General features: G+C 66.0%; 18 protein-coding genes. 7 read left to right on the forward strand and 11 right to left on the reverse strand.

Translation table 11 applies throughout. The annotated features are described in order from the left end of the window. Window positions 1–32: 32 nt before the first annotated feature. The 4 genes from A5775_RS09240 to A5775_RS09255 all read right to left on the reverse strand — a co-directional run bounded on the left by A5775_RS09240 (window position 33) and on the right by A5775_RS09255 (window position 3,810). Entirely contained in the window at window positions 33–590 is a 558-nt protein-coding gene (locus A5775_RS09240) for a hypothetical protein (RefSeq protein WP_082952934.1), read from the reverse strand. Then, window positions 587–2,422 (reverse strand): alpha/beta hydrolase, encoded by a 1,836-nt coding sequence (locus A5775_RS09245; RefSeq protein WP_067251013.1) that lies wholly within the window; start codon window positions 2,420–2,422, stop codon window positions 587–589. Before A5775_RS09245 ends, A5775_RS09240 begins: the two co-directional genes overlap by 4 nt. Window positions 2,423–2,748: 326 nt before the next feature. Then, window positions 2,749–3,375: a restriction endonuclease gene (locus A5775_RS09250; protein WP_067251014.1), complete on the reverse strand. Its 627-nt coding sequence runs from the start codon at window positions 3,373–3,375 to the stop codon at window positions 2,749–2,751. A gap of 132 nt (window positions 3,376–3,507) precedes the next feature. Then, entirely contained in the window at window positions 3,508–3,810 is a 303-nt protein-coding gene (locus A5775_RS09255) for a DUF4193 domain-containing protein (protein WP_067251016.1), read from the reverse strand. A 336-nt stretch (window positions 3,811–4,146) separates the two neighbouring features. Here A5775_RS09255 and A5775_RS09260 point away from each other — a divergent pair, with 336 nt between their 5' ends. Continuing rightward, window positions 4,147–4,842, forward strand: coding sequence for an HAD family hydrolase (locus A5775_RS09260; RefSeq protein ID WP_067251019.1), 696 nt, complete (start codon window positions 4,147–4,149; stop codon window positions 4,840–4,842). 14 nt (window positions 4,843–4,856) lie between these two features. Here A5775_RS09260 and A5775_RS09265 read toward each other — a convergent pair whose 3' ends face one another. Beyond that, window positions 4,857–5,357 (reverse strand): DUF6328 family protein, encoded by a 501-nt coding sequence (locus A5775_RS09265; RefSeq protein ID WP_067251021.1) that lies wholly within the window; start codon window positions 5,355–5,357, stop codon window positions 4,857–4,859. A gap of 45 nt (window positions 5,358–5,402) precedes the next feature. Beyond that, entirely contained in the window at window positions 5,403–5,771 is a 369-nt protein-coding gene (locus tag A5775_RS09270; protein ID WP_156660635.1) for an STAS domain-containing protein, read from the reverse strand. Window positions 5,772–5,939: 168 nt separating this feature from the next. Between A5775_RS09270 and A5775_RS09275 the strand changes: the two genes are divergently transcribed. From A5775_RS09275 to A5775_RS09300, 6 genes are all read left to right on the forward strand, one after another. Further along, complete coding sequence (locus tag A5775_RS09275) at window positions 5,940–6,842, forward strand: STAS domain-containing protein (RefSeq protein ID WP_067251026.1); 903 nt, start codon at window positions 5,940–5,942, stop codon at window positions 6,840–6,842. 22 nt (window positions 6,843–6,864) lie between these two features. Then, entirely contained in the window at window positions 6,865–7,254 is a 390-nt protein-coding gene (locus tag A5775_RS09280) for an STAS domain-containing protein (protein WP_067251028.1), read from the forward strand. Beyond that, window positions 7,244–7,654: an anti-sigma regulatory factor gene (locus A5775_RS09285; protein WP_067251393.1), complete on the forward strand. Its 411-nt coding sequence runs from the start codon at window positions 7,244–7,246 to the stop codon at window positions 7,652–7,654. The genes A5775_RS09280 and A5775_RS09285 overlap by 11 nt, the downstream gene beginning before the upstream one ends. Further along, window positions 7,647–8,267, forward strand: a complete 621-nt coding sequence (locus A5775_RS09290) for a SpoIIE family protein phosphatase (protein ID WP_067251032.1) — start codon at window positions 7,647–7,649, stop codon at window positions 8,265–8,267. Before A5775_RS09285 ends, A5775_RS09290 begins: the two co-directional genes overlap by 8 nt. Before the next feature lies 1 nt (window position 8,268). Continuing rightward, window positions 8,269–10,485 (forward strand): SpoIIE family protein phosphatase, encoded by a 2,217-nt coding sequence (locus A5775_RS09295; RefSeq protein ID WP_067251035.1) that lies wholly within the window; start codon window positions 8,269–8,271, stop codon window positions 10,483–10,485. 78 nt (window positions 10,486–10,563) lie between these two features. After that, window positions 10,564–11,565: an iron-containing redox enzyme family protein gene (locus tag A5775_RS09300; protein ID WP_082952935.1), complete on the forward strand. Its 1,002-nt coding sequence runs from the start codon at window positions 10,564–10,566 to the stop codon at window positions 11,563–11,565. Here the strand turns inward: A5775_RS09300 and A5775_RS24720 are convergent. The 5 genes from A5775_RS24720 to A5775_RS09320 all read right to left on the reverse strand — a co-directional run bounded on the left by A5775_RS24720 (window position 11,513) and on the right by A5775_RS09320 (window position 14,522). After that, the gene (locus A5775_RS24720; protein WP_082952936.1) at window positions 11,513–11,761 is read right to left on the reverse strand and encodes a CDGSH iron-sulfur domain-containing protein; all 249 of its coding nucleotides are present in this window, start codon (window positions 11,759–11,761) and stop codon (window positions 11,513–11,515) included. The genes A5775_RS09300 and A5775_RS24720 overlap by 53 nt on opposite strands. Then, window positions 11,758–12,447 carry a HemK2/MTQ2 family protein methyltransferase gene (locus tag A5775_RS09305; RefSeq protein ID WP_067251038.1) on the reverse strand — a complete coding sequence of 230 codons (690 nt, stop codon included), beginning with the start codon at window positions 12,445–12,447 and terminating at the stop codon, window positions 11,758–11,760. Before A5775_RS09305 ends, A5775_RS24720 begins: the two co-directional genes overlap by 4 nt. Window positions 12,448–12,554: 107 nt before the next feature. Then, window positions 12,555–13,109, reverse strand: a complete 555-nt coding sequence (locus A5775_RS09310) for a type 1 glutamine amidotransferase domain-containing protein (protein ID WP_067251040.1) — start codon at window positions 13,107–13,109, stop codon at window positions 12,555–12,557. 38 nt (window positions 13,110–13,147) lie between these two features. Continuing rightward, window positions 13,148–13,519, reverse strand: coding sequence for a malate dehydrogenase (locus A5775_RS09315; RefSeq protein WP_067251042.1), 372 nt, complete (start codon window positions 13,517–13,519; stop codon window positions 13,148–13,150). 16 nt (window positions 13,520–13,535) lie between these two features. Next, window positions 13,536–14,522 carry an LLM class F420-dependent oxidoreductase gene (locus A5775_RS09320; RefSeq protein WP_067251046.1) on the reverse strand — a complete coding sequence of 329 codons (987 nt, stop codon included), beginning with the start codon at window positions 14,520–14,522 and terminating at the stop codon, window positions 13,536–13,538. Between the last annotated feature and the right edge of the window lie 18 nt (window positions 14,523–14,540).

The raw sequence follows: 14,540 nt of genomic DNA on the forward strand, positions 1-14,540 counted from the left end.
GCGCCAGGGCCATCTGGCCCGGCGTGCCGGCCTCAGCCCAACTGATCGGCCGGTATCGGCTCGGGCAGAGTGTTCTGTTTCGTCGTCATGTCCCGGCACTCCCCGTAGATGCTGATCGATCCACCTGACTTCTGGACCGGTGAGTACGGATCAAATACCGCCGTCACCCCTTGCTTGCTCACGGCGGAGCCGTGCGTGTGGAAATCCCCCGGACCTCCCCAGCCGTGTTGTTTGAGCCTCCCGACCATCTGCTGAATCTCGGCTCGGGATGCTTCCAGGGTTGGCGCGTGGTCGTATTTGAGTTCCACTCGTCCCCGAAAAGGCGCCACAGCTTGGTCATTACAGGAATCTCGCGTGAAGTTCGCGGCTACGCCCTTCAGACCCAGGGTGGTAACGATTTCCCGTGCCGCGTTGACCACCTGCGCCCTGGACTGGTCGGGAGTCATTGGATTAGGCACCCCTTCGCTCACATTCCTTACGGCGCTGCATGATTGGAGCGCGAGGACAAGCACCCCCGCAGCGATGTAGATAACCACCGAACGCCACACGGCGATGCCGATCCTCTCGAAGGTGATCGTCGAAAGTTTCAATGGTAATGACCTCCGGTCGGGCGCCGAAGCGACTCTGGATCGAATTCATCAGGTAGCCAGTAAGTGCCGCGGTGCTGTGCGGTCATGCCGTCGTGGGCCAACGCGTCACCGTGGCCAGATGCTATGTCACCGATGCTGAACAACGATTCATTACCGGGAGTGAAATAGGAACTGTGATCCTTCAGCGGGAACGTGAGGCCTGGGGCTTCGGCCTTGAACCGCGTCGAACCGTACCCTTCGACGGCGGGGTCGTCACCGAGCCCGATGGTGACTCCCGTTCCCGGCAGATGCCCCTGGATGCCGCCCAAGTGCGTAATCGGGTCGGTTGACGCGGCGCCCACGTACACGTGTCCCCCTTCGGGGAGGTTGAAGCTGCCGGCGCTGTGGGCGAGGTCGGTTCCCGGGCAGCCGACGAGCACGATGTCGTTGGCGTGCATCCCCGAACCGGCGGCGGCGTCGGCCACTGTGGTCGAGCCATAGGAATGGCCCATGACGGTTACGTGGGAGGGGGCACCGTCGTGAGTCACCGCGAGCGCGTTGACGTCCCCGGCGAGAAGGCCGCCCCCGTTTCTCGCCAGCGTCGTTTGGCCGATCTGAGGGTCAATTGCGCTGTCGGGCGCGTGATAGCCCATCCACACCAGAACCGAATTGGACTTGGTCGGGTCGGCTCGCTGGGCTTCGCTGTAGACATTGAGCCCATCACGGTGCGTCAGGTAGCCGTCCCGGACACTGCTGCCAGTCCCCGGCACCAGCACGGTGGTGTTGTCGGCATGGTCAGGGTTGCCGATAGCAATGGCTTCCCTGCCCCGGCCCTCGAACGCCTCCGGGTCATAGGTCTGTAAGAAGACCGGGTTCTTGCCGCCGTCGGAATCTGTACTGAGCCCACTCTTGGTCTTCACCGCGTTGTCGTAGCGCGTGACGGCCGACGGCGCGAGGCCATACAACTCCGGGTGTTGGGTCACCTGGTCGACCGAAACCTGATTTTGCGCGGCGGCGTTCTCGACGCGGGCGATGTCGTCGTTCATCACCGCCTGGTTGACCGTGTCACGAGAGACGGTGTCGATGCCGTTGAGGTTGCCCAACTCGGGCGGATGCTGAGCGAGTAGCTGATCCCTTTCCTGCTGGCTGAGGGAATCCCACCATCGCTTGACATCTTCGGGCTGGGTGCCAGGTGGCGGGACTGCGAACTCTTCGGGGCTCGCCTGGGCGTCCGCCGGCGCGAGGGGCTTGGGGTCGTAGCCGTCGGAACGCAGGGTGGTCAGTGAGTTCTGCAGCGTGCCCGAATAGCCATTTCGTATGCCCTGCAGTTGACCCAGGGCTGATCGCGTGTCGTCGGCAGCATCGGCTTTAGCGTCGTTGATCAACGACTGCAGCACACTTCGGGAATTCGCGTCCAGGGCGGGGTCTTGCAGGTCCTGGATGGCCGCCCCGATGATGGTGTCGAGCTGCTGCAGTTGGGCCTCTAACGTGGCGATTTCTTTGGCGCCGGCCTGCTGCGCCGCGGCCAAGGCGGCGGCGACGTTCTGCAGGTCCGCCGCGATCTTGGGCAGTTGCAGGGATTGCGCACCAAGCGATTTGACGGTGCGCTGCACTTCGGCGGAATCGTTGATCGGGTGGTCGCCATTCTGGTGATTCCAGGCCGCATTGAAGCGGCTGCGGGCTTGCTCGAAGGCATGGTCGGCCTCCGCGGTGCATCGGCCCGCTTGATGAAACGCATCCGCCAATTGAGAAATCTCGAATGGGCTGCCGGCCTGCAAACTCCGGTTGATCTCCCAGGGATCACCGCCAGCCTCGGCGATCAGGGCGGCAGCGCTTAGCCAGACCAGCTGCATCGCACCGCCCGCGAATCCGCTACGTGTTCTCCCAGAGCAGCTATGACGCTACCCCCGCTGGCGGTCGTCCAAGCCGGCCACTCGCCGGAGTTCGCCATCGATGTTCGCGATGCCTCGCATAGATAAGCAGGTTATGGGTGAACGTCGGGGACCGCACTTCACCAACGGCGCCAGCCTCGACGCGGTGCCGACCGGGGTCCTGTCGAAACCATCGGCCACGCACTGCAAGTCATGCCCGCGCTCGAGCGCCCGGTCATTGACGACACGGCTCGGCGCTGACGTGAACAGCGCCGGAATGCACTGCGCTCCGGGGCATCTCGCGGCCGCTAGTTTCCGCCGCCGGTGCCCGGCGCGACGCTCGGTGCGCGCCGGGGGCCGCGCACCGGGATGGGCGCCACCCGCGTCCAGCCCTGCAGCTGCGTGCGCCCTACCAGCCGGCATTGGTGGGTCAATGCCAGCTGGCGGGCCGCCTTGGTGAACGTCTGGTTGGTCACCACGACCGTCCGATTGCAGCCGTACTGCAGCGCCCCGGAAACGACCTGTTGCACCGCGGCGACACCGACGGCCTTCGCGAGCCTTTTGCATTGCACCGCCATGCGGACACCGTCTTTCTTGGCGATCAGATCCACCCCGTAGTCACCGGTGCTCGCCGTCGGCGTGACGACGTAGCCGGCGACGCGAAGCTGGGCGGCGACGAATTCCTCGAATTCGGCGCCGGGCATTCGATCGATGGCCCGCAGCCCGGATCTCGCATATTTCAAGTCGCGCCGGCGGTGTGCGTCGGCCTGATAGCGGTCCCGTTGCACCGAAAGCCACCACAGGAGCACGACCGCCACCACGAGCCCGCCGAGTCCGGCCAGAAATCCGGCCGGCGCGCTGCCGGTGGCCTTCTGCGTGAAATACCAAGGGAGAGCTAACCCCAGCAAGAGGAGCGACCCCAGAATCTTCTCCATGACTCCTCAACGTGCCGTTCGCGCCGACGCGGACTTGTCCGATGAAGATAGATCAAGCCTGTGACATCTCGGCGCAGGCGCGAGTCGGCGCCACGGCACGCTCAGCGGGTCAACCCGCAAGCCCTCGCGTCGTTACGCGCAGTCAGCGCAGACCGGAAGGCCGGAGCTGGAGCGACGCAACCGGCTGCGGTGCTGCACCAAAAAGCAACTCGAGCAGGTGAACTCGTCGGCCCGCTGGGGAACCACGGTCACCGTCAGCTCTTCCCCGGACAGGTCGGCACCGGGCAGCTCGAAGACGTGCACGTCGTTGGGGTCCTCATCCACCACGGCGGTGCCGGCCCCCTGCAGGGTCGGTGCCAGCTCGCGAAGCGGGGACTTGTCCTGGGTGTCGTTGTCGGATAGACGGCGTGCGTCGTAGTCGGTGGTGGTCGCCATCGGAGTTCCTCCCTGCTCTGCAACGGGCTGACGCACTTTCCTGTACTCCCCCGTGGCGCAGGCAGTACCCCGTTCGCGCACGCCCTACACCCATCTGAGAAAAGAAATTTCGGCCGCGGTCAGCATCCGCTTACGTGTCCGGGGTCTCCCCCGCCGGGCCGGGATAACCGACCGCGCCGCTCCCGCGGTAATCCAACCTGGTTGCTCGTGAGAACCATTGGGTGCCAGCGCTATTCGCGCGAACGCGCGGACGAACCTGGCGGCGGTTGCGCGGATCACCACGACGCCCCACCACCGCCTGGTGTCAGCCCGGCCCGGCATGGGTATGCCCGGCATATGACAGTGCGACCGGATGCGGGCGGCGCGCCCGCCGTCCTGTTCGACGTCGACGGGACCCTGGTGGATTCGAACTACCTGCACGTCCACGCGTGGCAGCGCGCGTTCGAAGCCGAAGGCATTGTGGTGGGGTCGTGGCAAATCCACCGCTGCATCGGCATGGACGGCTCGCGGCTGGTGCGCACGCTGTCGGATGACGCGCCCGCCGATGTGGCCGAGCGGCTCAGCGACACACACAGCCAGTACTACCGGGAGCTCACCGGGCTGCTGCAACCGTTGCCCGGGGCCCGCGCATTGCTGCGCCGGGTCGCGGACCTGGGGCTGCAGGTCGTGCTCGCCAGCTCGGCACCCGAGGACGAATTGGAGATCTTGCGCAAGGTGCTCGATTGCGACGACGTCATCTCCGCGACGACGTCGTCCCGGGATGTCGACACCGCCAAACCCGAACCGGGCATCGTGCGGGTAGCGCTGGACCGAGCCGGGGTGGACGCCGAGCACGCGGTGTTCGTCGGGGACGCCGTATGGGATGCGCACGCCGCGGCGGGTGCGGCATTGCCGTGCATCGGACTGCTCAGCGGCGGCATCGCCCGTGCGGAGTTGCAGGAGGCCGGGGCCACCCCGATCTTCGCCGATCCGCAAGACCTGCTCGACCACCTGGAATCCACCCGGATCACGGCACTCGCGCCCGGCCGCTGACCGCGGGTGCGTGTCTACATGCCGCGGGTGCGCAGCATCAGCGGCAGCACCAACCAGAAGAAGATGAACAGCGGCAGCGCGCACGCCCCCGCGACGAGGCCCACGTCCCGCCCGGCCACCGCGGCGAAAATGATGGTGGTCACGCCGATCAGCGCCAGGCCGAGCAGCCCGAGCCCGGCGTAGGCGCAGCGGTGAGCGGCGGACACGAGAACTTGGAGCCGATGCCGCCGGAAGAGGATCCGGTGCATGGCAACCGGGGCGATCAGCAACACCGTCGAGCACACCGCGCAGACCACTGTGGCCAGATAGACCTCGCGCATGTGGTGGCCGAGTACATCGAATCGCTGCTGGAACGGCAGCGTCAACAAGAATCCGGTCAGCAGCTGCACCCCGGTCTGGACGACGCGCAGCTCCTGCAGCAGGCTGTTCCAATTGCGGTCCAGCCGTTGCACTTCGGTTTCACCACGCGCACGGTGATCCCACCGCTGGTCGTCTTGCGGATGATCGACGTCCATAGCCGCGATCATCGCACCTGGCGCGCCCGGCGTCGCGCGGAATTGCTAGCCGCTGAATTTGCCGTCGCGCACCGCGGTCAACGCATCGTCGAGCGTCGGGTACAGCGGGAACGTCTTGTCCAGACCGGTCAGGTGGATCGGCCGGCGTGTGGCCGGACCGCGCGCGACCACGCCGAACCCGGTGTCCTTGCCCAACTTCTCGTAGGTCGCGGCCAGGATCTTCAGCCCGACCGAACCGAGGAATTCCACCGCCGAGAGATCGATGACAAGTGCCGTGGGATTCTCCGCAACGACCGCGCCGATGGCCTGTTCCAGGGCGGGAGCCGTGACCAAATCGATTTCGCCGCTGACACTGACCACGGAAACACCGTCGTGGTCCTCAACCAACGTGGTAATCGAGTCAGGTGCTGACAATGGCAATCCTTTGTCCTGGGCCGTGGCGTCGTTCAACCCTAGCCTGCCGTACGAACTGCGGGAAGAATATGCCCTCTACACGTGCCCCGCGGCAACCCACGCTAGTCTCCCAAAGGGAACTGCAGACCGCAGGGCGTGACGCGTACTCGGGAGGCCTGGGGAGGCCATATGTCAGATTCGCCATCGGATTTCCACAGTAGCGGCACCGGAGCGCAAGTCGTCGGCATTTCCAGCGAGGGGTTGCTGCCCCAGCTAGTTCAACATCTGCGGCAGAACCGGACCGTTTTGCGAGAGGAATGGGCCCGCCGCATCACCGTGGCCGAGTTGCTCACCGCGATGACCCCTGAGGAGCTCTTTTCCGAAGCGACGGCCGTCTACGACAACTACGTCGAGGTGCTCGAGACCGGTAGCGTCGAGGCGCTGCAGGCCTATGCGCGTGACCTGTCCGAACGCATCATCCCGCGAGGCGTGGAAACCGACGAGGTCGTCGGCATCGTCCTGCTGCTCCGCGACGTGCTGGCGCGCTCGTTGTTCGAGAAGTACCAGACCGAATTCGAGATGCTCAACCGGGTGCTGGACGCCTATGAGCCGGCCGCCAACCGGATCGCCAACACCGTGGCGGTCAGCTTCGTGCAGGAACGCGAGCGCATCATCCGCCAGCAGCAGGAGGCGATCCGGGAGCTGTCGACGCCGGTGCTGCAGGTGCGTGAGCAGCTGCTCATCCTGCCGATCATCGGTGTGCTGGACAGTCAGCGCGCTCGCCAGGTCACCGAACAGCTCTTGCGCGCCATCCGCGCCAACCGGGCGAAAGTGGTGGTCATCGACATCACCGGTGTGCCGACCATCGACTCGACGGTGGCCAACCACCTGGTGCAGACCGTCGACGCGTCGGGGTTGATGGGTGCCAGCGTGATCATCACGGGCCTGTCCTCGGAAATTGCGCTGACATTGGTGACGATCGGCCTGGACCTGTCCAAGATGAACGCCGTCGGTGACCTGCAGGGTGGCATCGAGGAAGCCGAGCGGCTGCTGGGTTACGAGGTGACTCGTACCGGCGAGCAAACCGGGTGACAGTTAGGAACGCGAGCGCCGCATGCCAGTACCGATCCTGAAACAAGGTTCAATCCTCATCGCCTCGGTGCAGGCCGCGTTGTCCGACTCCGACGCCGAACGGCTGCGCTACGACCTCATGGAGCGCGTCAGCCGGTTCCGCGCGCAGGGCATCATCGTCGACGTCACCGCCATCGACGTGATGGATTCCTTCGCGGCCCGGTCGCTGCGCACGATCGCGCACATGACCCGGCTGCGCGGCGCGGACACGGTGATCGTCGGCCTGCAGCCGGAGGTGGCCTTCGCGATGGTCCAGCTCGGTCTGGCGTTCGACGACATGAACACCGCACTCGACCTGGAGGAGGGCCTCGCACTCCTGAATCGTCAACTGGCGCAGCGAAAACCGACGATCGGGCGAAATGGTGGCGGCTGATATCGTCTTCGCCATCGACAATCCCGACGACATCGTCGAAGCCCGCAAGGCCGGACACCAACTTGCCCTCGACTTGGGATTCTCGCTGACCGACGTCACAATGATCGCCACCGCGATCTCGGAAATCGCCCGCAATATCACCAGCTACGCCGGCCGCGGCTCCGTCCGGGTCGGGGTGGCCGACCGGGAGGGCCGCAAGGCCCTGGTGGTGCGCGCCGAGGATCAGGGGCCCGGGATCGCCGACATCGAACGCGCGATGGAGGACGGTTATTCGACCGGCCGCGGGCTGGGGATGGGGCTGCCGGGTGCGCGCCGTTTGATGGACCGGTTGGTCGTCGAGTCCACTGTCGGCCAGGGAACCGTCATCGAAATGTGGAAATGGGTCCCTCCCCGTGCATGAAAGCGGCCGCTTCGGACCCATCGAGTGGGCGAGGGCGGGCCGCCCTTTGCCCAGCGAGTACACCTCCGGCGATCGTGGTATCGCCGTCGACGTCGACGGCAATGCCGCGCTGTTCGGCGTATTGGATGGCCTCGGCCACGGGCCTGCTGCCGCGGAAGCCGCGCTGCGTGCCATCGATGCGGTCAACTGCGCCTGTTCCGAGCGGGTGGAGGTTTTGATTCAGCTCTGCCACCGCGTGTTGACCGGCACCCGAGGAGTCGCAATGACGTTGGCGCGGGTGGATTTTGCCGCCAACACGCTGACGTGGACCGGTGTGGGCAACGTCTCCGCCGATCTGGTGGCCAAGGCACCCGCCGGGGTCAACATCCGCTCCAGTGCACGTCTCACCGCGGGCATCGTCGGTTACCGCATACCGGAAATCCGGCCCGCGCAGGTAATTTCGATTCGCCCCGGCGACCTACTCGTGATGAGAACCGATGGAATCGCCGACGATTATTTGGACCACATCGACTTCTCGGCCACCGCTATGTCTATCGCTGAGGAACTACTCGGAAAGCACGCCAAGGAATCCGACGATGCGATGGTGCTGACCGCACGTCACAGGGGGCGTTGACATGAGCGAGCACGACGGCTTCCACGCGCAGTACGCCGCCGCGCTGCGCGCCTACCTTGACACCCGCGACGAGGCCAGCTTGGCGATCGGCTACGAGCTCGGTCGCACGGCGCTGCAGGATCAGGTCAGCCTGCTCGAGATCGTCGAGAACCACGTCCGGCTGGTGTTTGACATCGCGCAAGACGCGCGCATCGATGGGCCGATCGCGCTGGAGTTCCTGCTGCAACTGCTGGTCCCCCTCGACGTCGCCATGCGCGGTTTCATCGACGGCAACAGGCGCTATGCGGAACAGCGGGCGCGCGCCGAGGGGCTGGCCGACCGCGACAAATTCCGCAACGCGCTGGTGAATTCGCTACAGGAAGGGTTCTTCGTCGCCGATCACGAGGGCTCCGTGGTCGAGATAAACAGCGCCTTCATCGACATCCTCGGGTTTCCCAGCGAGGGTTTGCCCTACCGGTGGCCGCACCCGTGGCTGGTCGACACGAAGACGGCGGCCGAACAAATAGGCCTGGTGATGAACCACGGCAGGGCCGACTACGAAACGCCGATCCGCCATGGCGACGGGCATCTCGCCTGGGTGAAGGTGAGCATCAGCGCGGTCAAGGAATCCGGCAGTGACCGCGACGCCTACGTCGGGACCATTCGCGATATCACCGCGGAACGCGCTTTTGCGGCGCGGGAGAGCGCGGTGCTGCGCCTGGCCACGGCGGTGGCGGTGGCCAAGAGCGTCGACGAGTTGTTGTCGATCACGCTCGACGAGTGCCGCGCGGCAATCGACGTGCAGCGCGTGGTCGCGGTGTTGTGGCCCAGCGGCGAGGGCGACCCGACGGTCCACGTCGCGGGCGAGCCCCCGGCAACGTCGTGGCGCAAGCTGGACCGGTCGTTGCGTGACACTTTCCAGGATGCGCGTCACCAACTACCGCTGACCGCGAAGACCGTTGAGTCACAAGATCATCCCGGTAAGGCACAGGGATTGGTCGCGGTGCTCTCCGGCACCGGGGACCTGGCGCTGTGGCTGGAACTACGCACACCTCGCTGGGTCAGCGGGGAGGACCGCCTGTTGGTCACCGTGTTGATCAGCCATCTGAGTCTGGCCATGCAGCATGTCCGGCAATTCGAGAACGCCCGCGAGACGTCGCTGACGTTGCAGCGTGCGATGCTCCCACCGGTGCAGCCCCCACCGGGTTTCACGGTGCGCTACGAACCAGCGGTGCTGCCGTTGGAGATCGGCGGTGACTGGTATGACGTGTTGCCCATCGGCGATCACCGTATCGGCATCGTCGTCGGCGACTGCGTGGGTCGCGGCCTGCCGGCGGCCGCGATCATGGGGCAGCTACGCAGTTCCGCGCGAGCGCTGTTGATCAACGGTGCCGAACCCGCGGTGCTGCTCGATCAACTCGACTCGGCGGCATCACTCATCCCGAATGCCTACTGCACCACCGTCTTTCTCGCGATCCTGGACACCGAGACCGGAGCGTTGCAATACAGCAACGCCGGGCACATGCCGGCCGTGCTCACCGGACCCGAGCCCGGCACGACGACCCTGTTGACCGATGCCGCCTCGGTACCGCTGGCGGTTCGCCGCGATGCACCGCGCCCGCAGACCACGCGCGTGCTGCAGCCCGGCTCGACCCTCATGCTGTTCACCGACGGGTTGGTGGAACGCAAACATGAGTCGATCGACGACGGAATCGCCCGCGCGGCAGCGGTTCTGGCGCAGACGATGACGTTGCCGTTGGACACCGTCGCCGATGAGGTGCTTCGTGAGCTGGCGCCGGAGGCCGGGTATGACGACGACGTGGCGATGGTGATCTACCGTCACCACCAGTCTCCGCTACGCATCGAAAGCAACGCGACCGCAGATCAATTGGTCCGCATCCGGCACCGGCTGGCGGACTGGCTGCGCGCCGCCCACATCACGGATGAGCTGGCCGCCGACATCGTGCTGGTCGTCAACGAAGCCTGCACCAACTGCGTCGAGCACGCGTACCGGGGATTCGTCGCCGGGACCATGGTGGTCGAGATCAGCCTTGACGGCGACGAAGTACGCACCCGGATCACCGATTACGGTTCGTGGAAGCCACCGGCCACCAACCCGGTCAACGGTGGGCGCGGCTTGCCGCTGATCACGGCGCTCAGCCAGTCGATGGAACTCGAGACCGCAGCCACCGGCACCACGGCCGCCATCACCTTCCGATTGCCGACAGAATCCGATTAGTGCACGCCGAAAAGTGTTGCGGCGCCGTTTGCCGGGGCCCCGTTACGGGTAGTCACCGGCGTGACTTCCACACCAACCATGACTGAACCCGTCCTGCCGGCGGCGCACGGGCCGCTGTCGACGGCCGTTCGTTGCGCACTGACCGGGCCGCCGTCGGTTGACCACTTCGCGCGCATCGGTGCATCCGTCCGCGATTCCGACCCTTACGGCCTGGATCTGCAGCTGGCGCTGTCCGTGTGCTACGAGCTGCACTACCGCGGGTTCACCGGCGTGGACCCCGCGTGGGAGTGGAACCCCGCGCTGCTGGCGCTGCGCGCCGAGCTGGAGCGCGTGTTTTTGGCCGGCGTGCGCCGCGACGTCGGGCCCATCGAACCCGACCGGACGGCGGCGGCCGAGATGGAGGCCATTTCGGTCGAACCCGTCGACGGCACCGGCCCGTCGTACTACCTGCGTGACACCGGAACGTGGCAGCAGATGTGCGAATACTTCGTGCACCGCTCCCTGTATCACCTCAAAGAGGGCGATCCGCACGCGTGGGCCATTCCGCGCCTGATGGGCACCGCCAAGGCGGCCTTCGTGGCCGTGGAGTTCGACGAGTACGGCGCCGGGCGGGGCCCGCGACTGCATCAGCAACTGTTCGCCGATCTGCTGGCGGCGGCCGGGCTGGATGCGACGTATTGGGGTTACGTCGACGCGGTTCCGGCCGAATCGTTGGCGGTGGTCAATCTCATGTCGCTGTTCGGACTGCACCGCTCCTTGCGCGGCGCCGCGATCGGGCACTTCGCGTCAACCGAGATCACTTCCCCACCGGGATCCCAACGCATGGTGCAGGCCTTGCAACGCCTGCAGGCACCCGCAGCCTGCATCGGCTTTTACAGCGAGCACGTCGAGGCCGACGCGGTACACGAACACGTCGTGCGCAGCGATGTGGTCGGCGATCTCGTCGCACGCGAGCCGCAGCTCGAGCAGGATGTCATTTTCGGGATCCGTGCCCACGCCGCGGTGGAAAACCGCTTGGCGGAAACGATTATGGCTTCGTGGAAGCAGGATCAGACGTCGTTGCGGGAGCCGCTGCGGTAGCGGTCGCCTCGTTGAGGCGACGGCACCTGCGATGGCTGGTGTCGCACAGGGGGTACCTGCCGCTGCGCCGGCAGGTACAGATCGCCACCATGAAGCGGTCGGACTCGACGACTTCGCCGCCGGGCATCTCGATCCGCACCGGACCCGACACCAGCACCGGCCCGTTGGGAACCACCTGAACCCGGGTGGGGCTCATTGCTTTTCCGCCCGGATCACGATCAGCTCTTCTTCCCGGCGCCCGCGCGGTATCAAGCCGACCTCCTCCAGCCAGTTCGCCCGGGACGACATCACCGGTCCGAACGGAATCCATTTCGAGGCAATCACTTCCGCGTCCATGCCGGCCCATTTGAGGGAATCCAGCGACTGTTGCACACCGGCGAGCGCCGAGTGCACCAGCAGCAGGGTCCCCCCGTCGCGCAACAGCTTGGGCGCCGATTCGCACAGCGGGTCGAGTATCAGGCGGCCGTCTTGGCCGGCATTCCAGGCCCACGACGGACCGGCGGCCGGGCAGACCTCGTCCAGCTCGGCGCCGGGCGGGGTGGGTACGTAGGGCGGATTCGACACCACAACGTCGAACGGGGCGCACTCCACTGCGGCTATCCACGACCCCTCGCGAATGTCGACATCGACGCCGGCGACCGCGGCGTTCGCCCGAGCGCAGCGAACGGCCTGCGGGCAGATGTCGAAGGCCGTCGCCTCGGCGCAGCCCATTCCCGCAGCCGCGATCGCGACGAAACCGCTGCCGGTGCACAAATCCAGGACGCGCCGTCCCGGGATCAGACCGGTATCGTGCATCACATCCACCAGCAGCCTGGAATCCTCTTGTGGCGAATACACGTTCTGAGTGGGCAAGACAGTGGGCTCGGGATACGTGGTCGTCACTGTTGGCCTTTCGAGAACCCCTACACGGATCGCCGCTCATCACGGCTTGGCGGGATAATGCCCGCAAACCCCCACATTCAAACCGACCGGCCCGAAAGTCGTCGCGGCTAACCGGCCGTCACATGGGCTAACTGCTCGACGACCGCCGCGCAGAACGCCGGGAGGTCCGATGGCGAACGACTGGAGATCAAATTGCCGTCGACGACGACCTCCTCGTCTACCACATGGGCGCCAGCGTTGCGGAGATCGGTGCGGATGCTCGGGTAGGACGTCAGCGTCCGATCCACTGCCACACCAGCTTCCACCAGCGTCCAGGGCCCATGGCAGATGGCGGCCACCGGTTTCCCCGACCTGACGAAATCACGGACGAACGCAACGGCGGAACGGTCCATGCGCAGCTTGTCCGGGTTCACCGTCCCGCCTGGGAGCACCAGGCCGTCGAATTCGTCCACCGACGCCTCGGACACCTTCCGGTCGACGGTGAACGTCCCGGCCGGTTCGAGATCGTGGTTGCGCGCCTGAATTTCGCCGTCCTCGAGCGAGAGCACCTCGACGCGCGCACCGGCCTCTTGCAGCGCCGTACGCGGCTGGTCGAGCTCCACTTTTTCCACGCCGTCGGCTGCGAGAAACGCTATTTTCTTTCCTTGCAATTCGTTTGACATCGCCGCTTTCCTTCCTGCGATCAACGGTTCCCCTCGGATCAAAGAGTTCGCAATGCGGCGTAGAGGTCCAAGCCGCCGATCCCGGACAGGACCGCGGCCGAGATGGCGCCCCGGCGCCGTCGCCCGGGACCGCGGGCGATCACACCCGCGATCAACAGGGCCATATCCGCGACGTCGCCCGCTACGCGCGTCCAGACCAGCTTGTCCCGACCGCCCAGCAGGGCCGCGCCGTGGCCGCATTCGCGCACCCCGAGCGCGCGGATCACCCGCCGGGAGCGGCTGGTGTCGTCTACGCCCGCGATCGCGGCGACTTTGCCCGGGGCCAGAAGTTCACCCAGCCCCAGGCCGAAACTGGCACCGCCGAGCGCCTTGACCAATGTGGCTGTGGTGTCGCCGGATTGATCGCTCATCTCGCTCCCCCGCCGCTCAGTTTGCCGCCTTGCGCAGCGCCGCAAGCAACGGTTCAGCGGCCTCTTTGAGGAACCTCTCCTGGGTTTGCCCGCCGATCTGAATGAGCGCGATGTCGGTGAACCCGGCTTCCCAGTAGGGCCGGACGCCCTCGACGATCGCGTCCAGGTCAGGGCCGCACGGAATGGTGTCGGCGACGTCTTCGGGGCGGACGAATTGGGTGGCACCGGCGAAGCCGGCCGGGGTCGGTAGGTCGGCGTTCACCTTCCAGCCACCGGCAAACCAGCGGAACTGGTCGTGCGCGCGTTTGACGGCGGTATCGCGGTCGGGATCCCAGCACACCGGTATCTGGCCGATCACCCGCCCGCCGCCGGCGAGGTTGGCGGCCTGACGGGCGCCGTGCCAGCCGTCGACGAGCTCCGCGTTCGGTTCCGTCGCGATCAGATGGTCGGCCAGCTTGGCGAACTTGTCGATCGCCCTGGGGCCGCCGACGGCCACCCCGATGCCGACCGGGACGTCGGGCACGTCCCACAACCGCGCCGAATCGACCTGGAAATAGTCGCCGGTGAAGTCCACCAGCTGCCCGCCGAACAGTTCCCGGATGATCTTGATGGCCTCACGCAGCATGTCCTGCCGACGGCCGACGGCCGGCCAGCCCTTGCCGACGACGTGCTCGTTGAGGTTTTCCCCACTGCCCAGGCCCAGGGTGAACCGGCCGTCGGACAGGATCTGCACGGTGGCGGCCTGCTGGGCGACGATGGCCGGGTGATACCGCATCGTCGGGCACGTCACATAGGTGTAGAGATCCACCCGTTCGGTGGCCTGTGCCACCGCACCCAGAACCGCCCAGGCGTTGGGCGCGTGCCCCTGCGAGGTGAGCCACGGTGAAAAGTGGTCACTGCAGACGTGGAAGTCGAAACCGCGCTGTTCGGCCGAAATGGCGTACTGGACAAGCTCTTTGGGTCCACTCTGTTCGGTCATCAAAGTGTAGCCAAAATTGGTCATGCGCAATTGGGTACCCGG

It is taken from the genome of Mycobacterium sp. 852002-10029_SCH5224772 (genome assembly GCF_001667315.1).
GTDB lineage: Bacteria > Actinomycetota > Actinomycetes > Mycobacteriales > Mycobacteriaceae > Mycobacterium.

Excerpts from the sequence above, each read along its gene's own strand:
- A5775_RS09245 (WP_067251013.1), bottom strand. The coding sequence starts at position 2,422 with ATGCAGCTGGTCTGGCTAAGCGCTGCCGCCCTGATCGCCGAGGCTGGC.
- A5775_RS09250 (WP_067251014.1), bottom strand. The coding sequence starts at position 3,375 with ATGGAGAAGATTCTGGGGTCGCTCCTCTTGCTGGGGTTAGCTCTCCCT.
- A5775_RS09255 (WP_067251016.1), bottom strand. The coding sequence starts at position 3,810 with ATGGCGACCACCACCGACTACGACGCACGCCGTCTATCCGACAACGAC.
- A5775_RS09260 (WP_067251019.1), top strand. The coding sequence starts at position 4,147 with ATGACAGTGCGACCGGATGCGGGCGGCGCGCCCGCCGTCCTGTTCGAC.
- A5775_RS09265 (WP_067251021.1), bottom strand. The coding sequence starts at position 5,357 with ATGGACGTCGATCATCCGCAAGACGACCAGCGGTGGGATCACCGTGCG.
- A5775_RS09275 (WP_067251026.1), top strand. The coding sequence starts at position 5,940 with ATGTCAGATTCGCCATCGGATTTCCACAGTAGCGGCACCGGAGCGCAA.
- A5775_RS09280 (WP_067251028.1), top strand. The coding sequence starts at position 6,865 with ATGCCAGTACCGATCCTGAAACAAGGTTCAATCCTCATCGCCTCGGTG.
- A5775_RS09295 (WP_067251035.1), top strand. The coding sequence starts at position 8,269 with ATGAGCGAGCACGACGGCTTCCACGCGCAGTACGCCGCCGCGCTGCGC.
- A5775_RS09300 (WP_082952935.1), top strand. The coding sequence starts at position 10,564 with ATGACTGAACCCGTCCTGCCGGCGGCGCACGGGCCGCTGTCGACGGCC.
- A5775_RS24720 (WP_082952936.1), bottom strand. The coding sequence starts at position 11,761 with ATGAGCCCCACCCGGGTTCAGGTGGTTCCCAACGGGCCGGTGCTGGTG.
- A5775_RS09310 (WP_067251040.1), bottom strand. The coding sequence starts at position 13,109 with ATGTCAAACGAATTGCAAGGAAAGAAAATAGCGTTTCTCGCAGCCGAC.
- A5775_RS09315 (WP_067251042.1), bottom strand. The coding sequence starts at position 13,519 with ATGAGCGATCAATCCGGCGACACCACAGCCACATTGGTCAAGGCGCTC.
- A5775_RS09320 (WP_067251046.1), bottom strand. The coding sequence starts at position 14,522 with ATGACCAATTTTGGCTACACTTTGATGACCGAACAGAGTGGACCCAAA.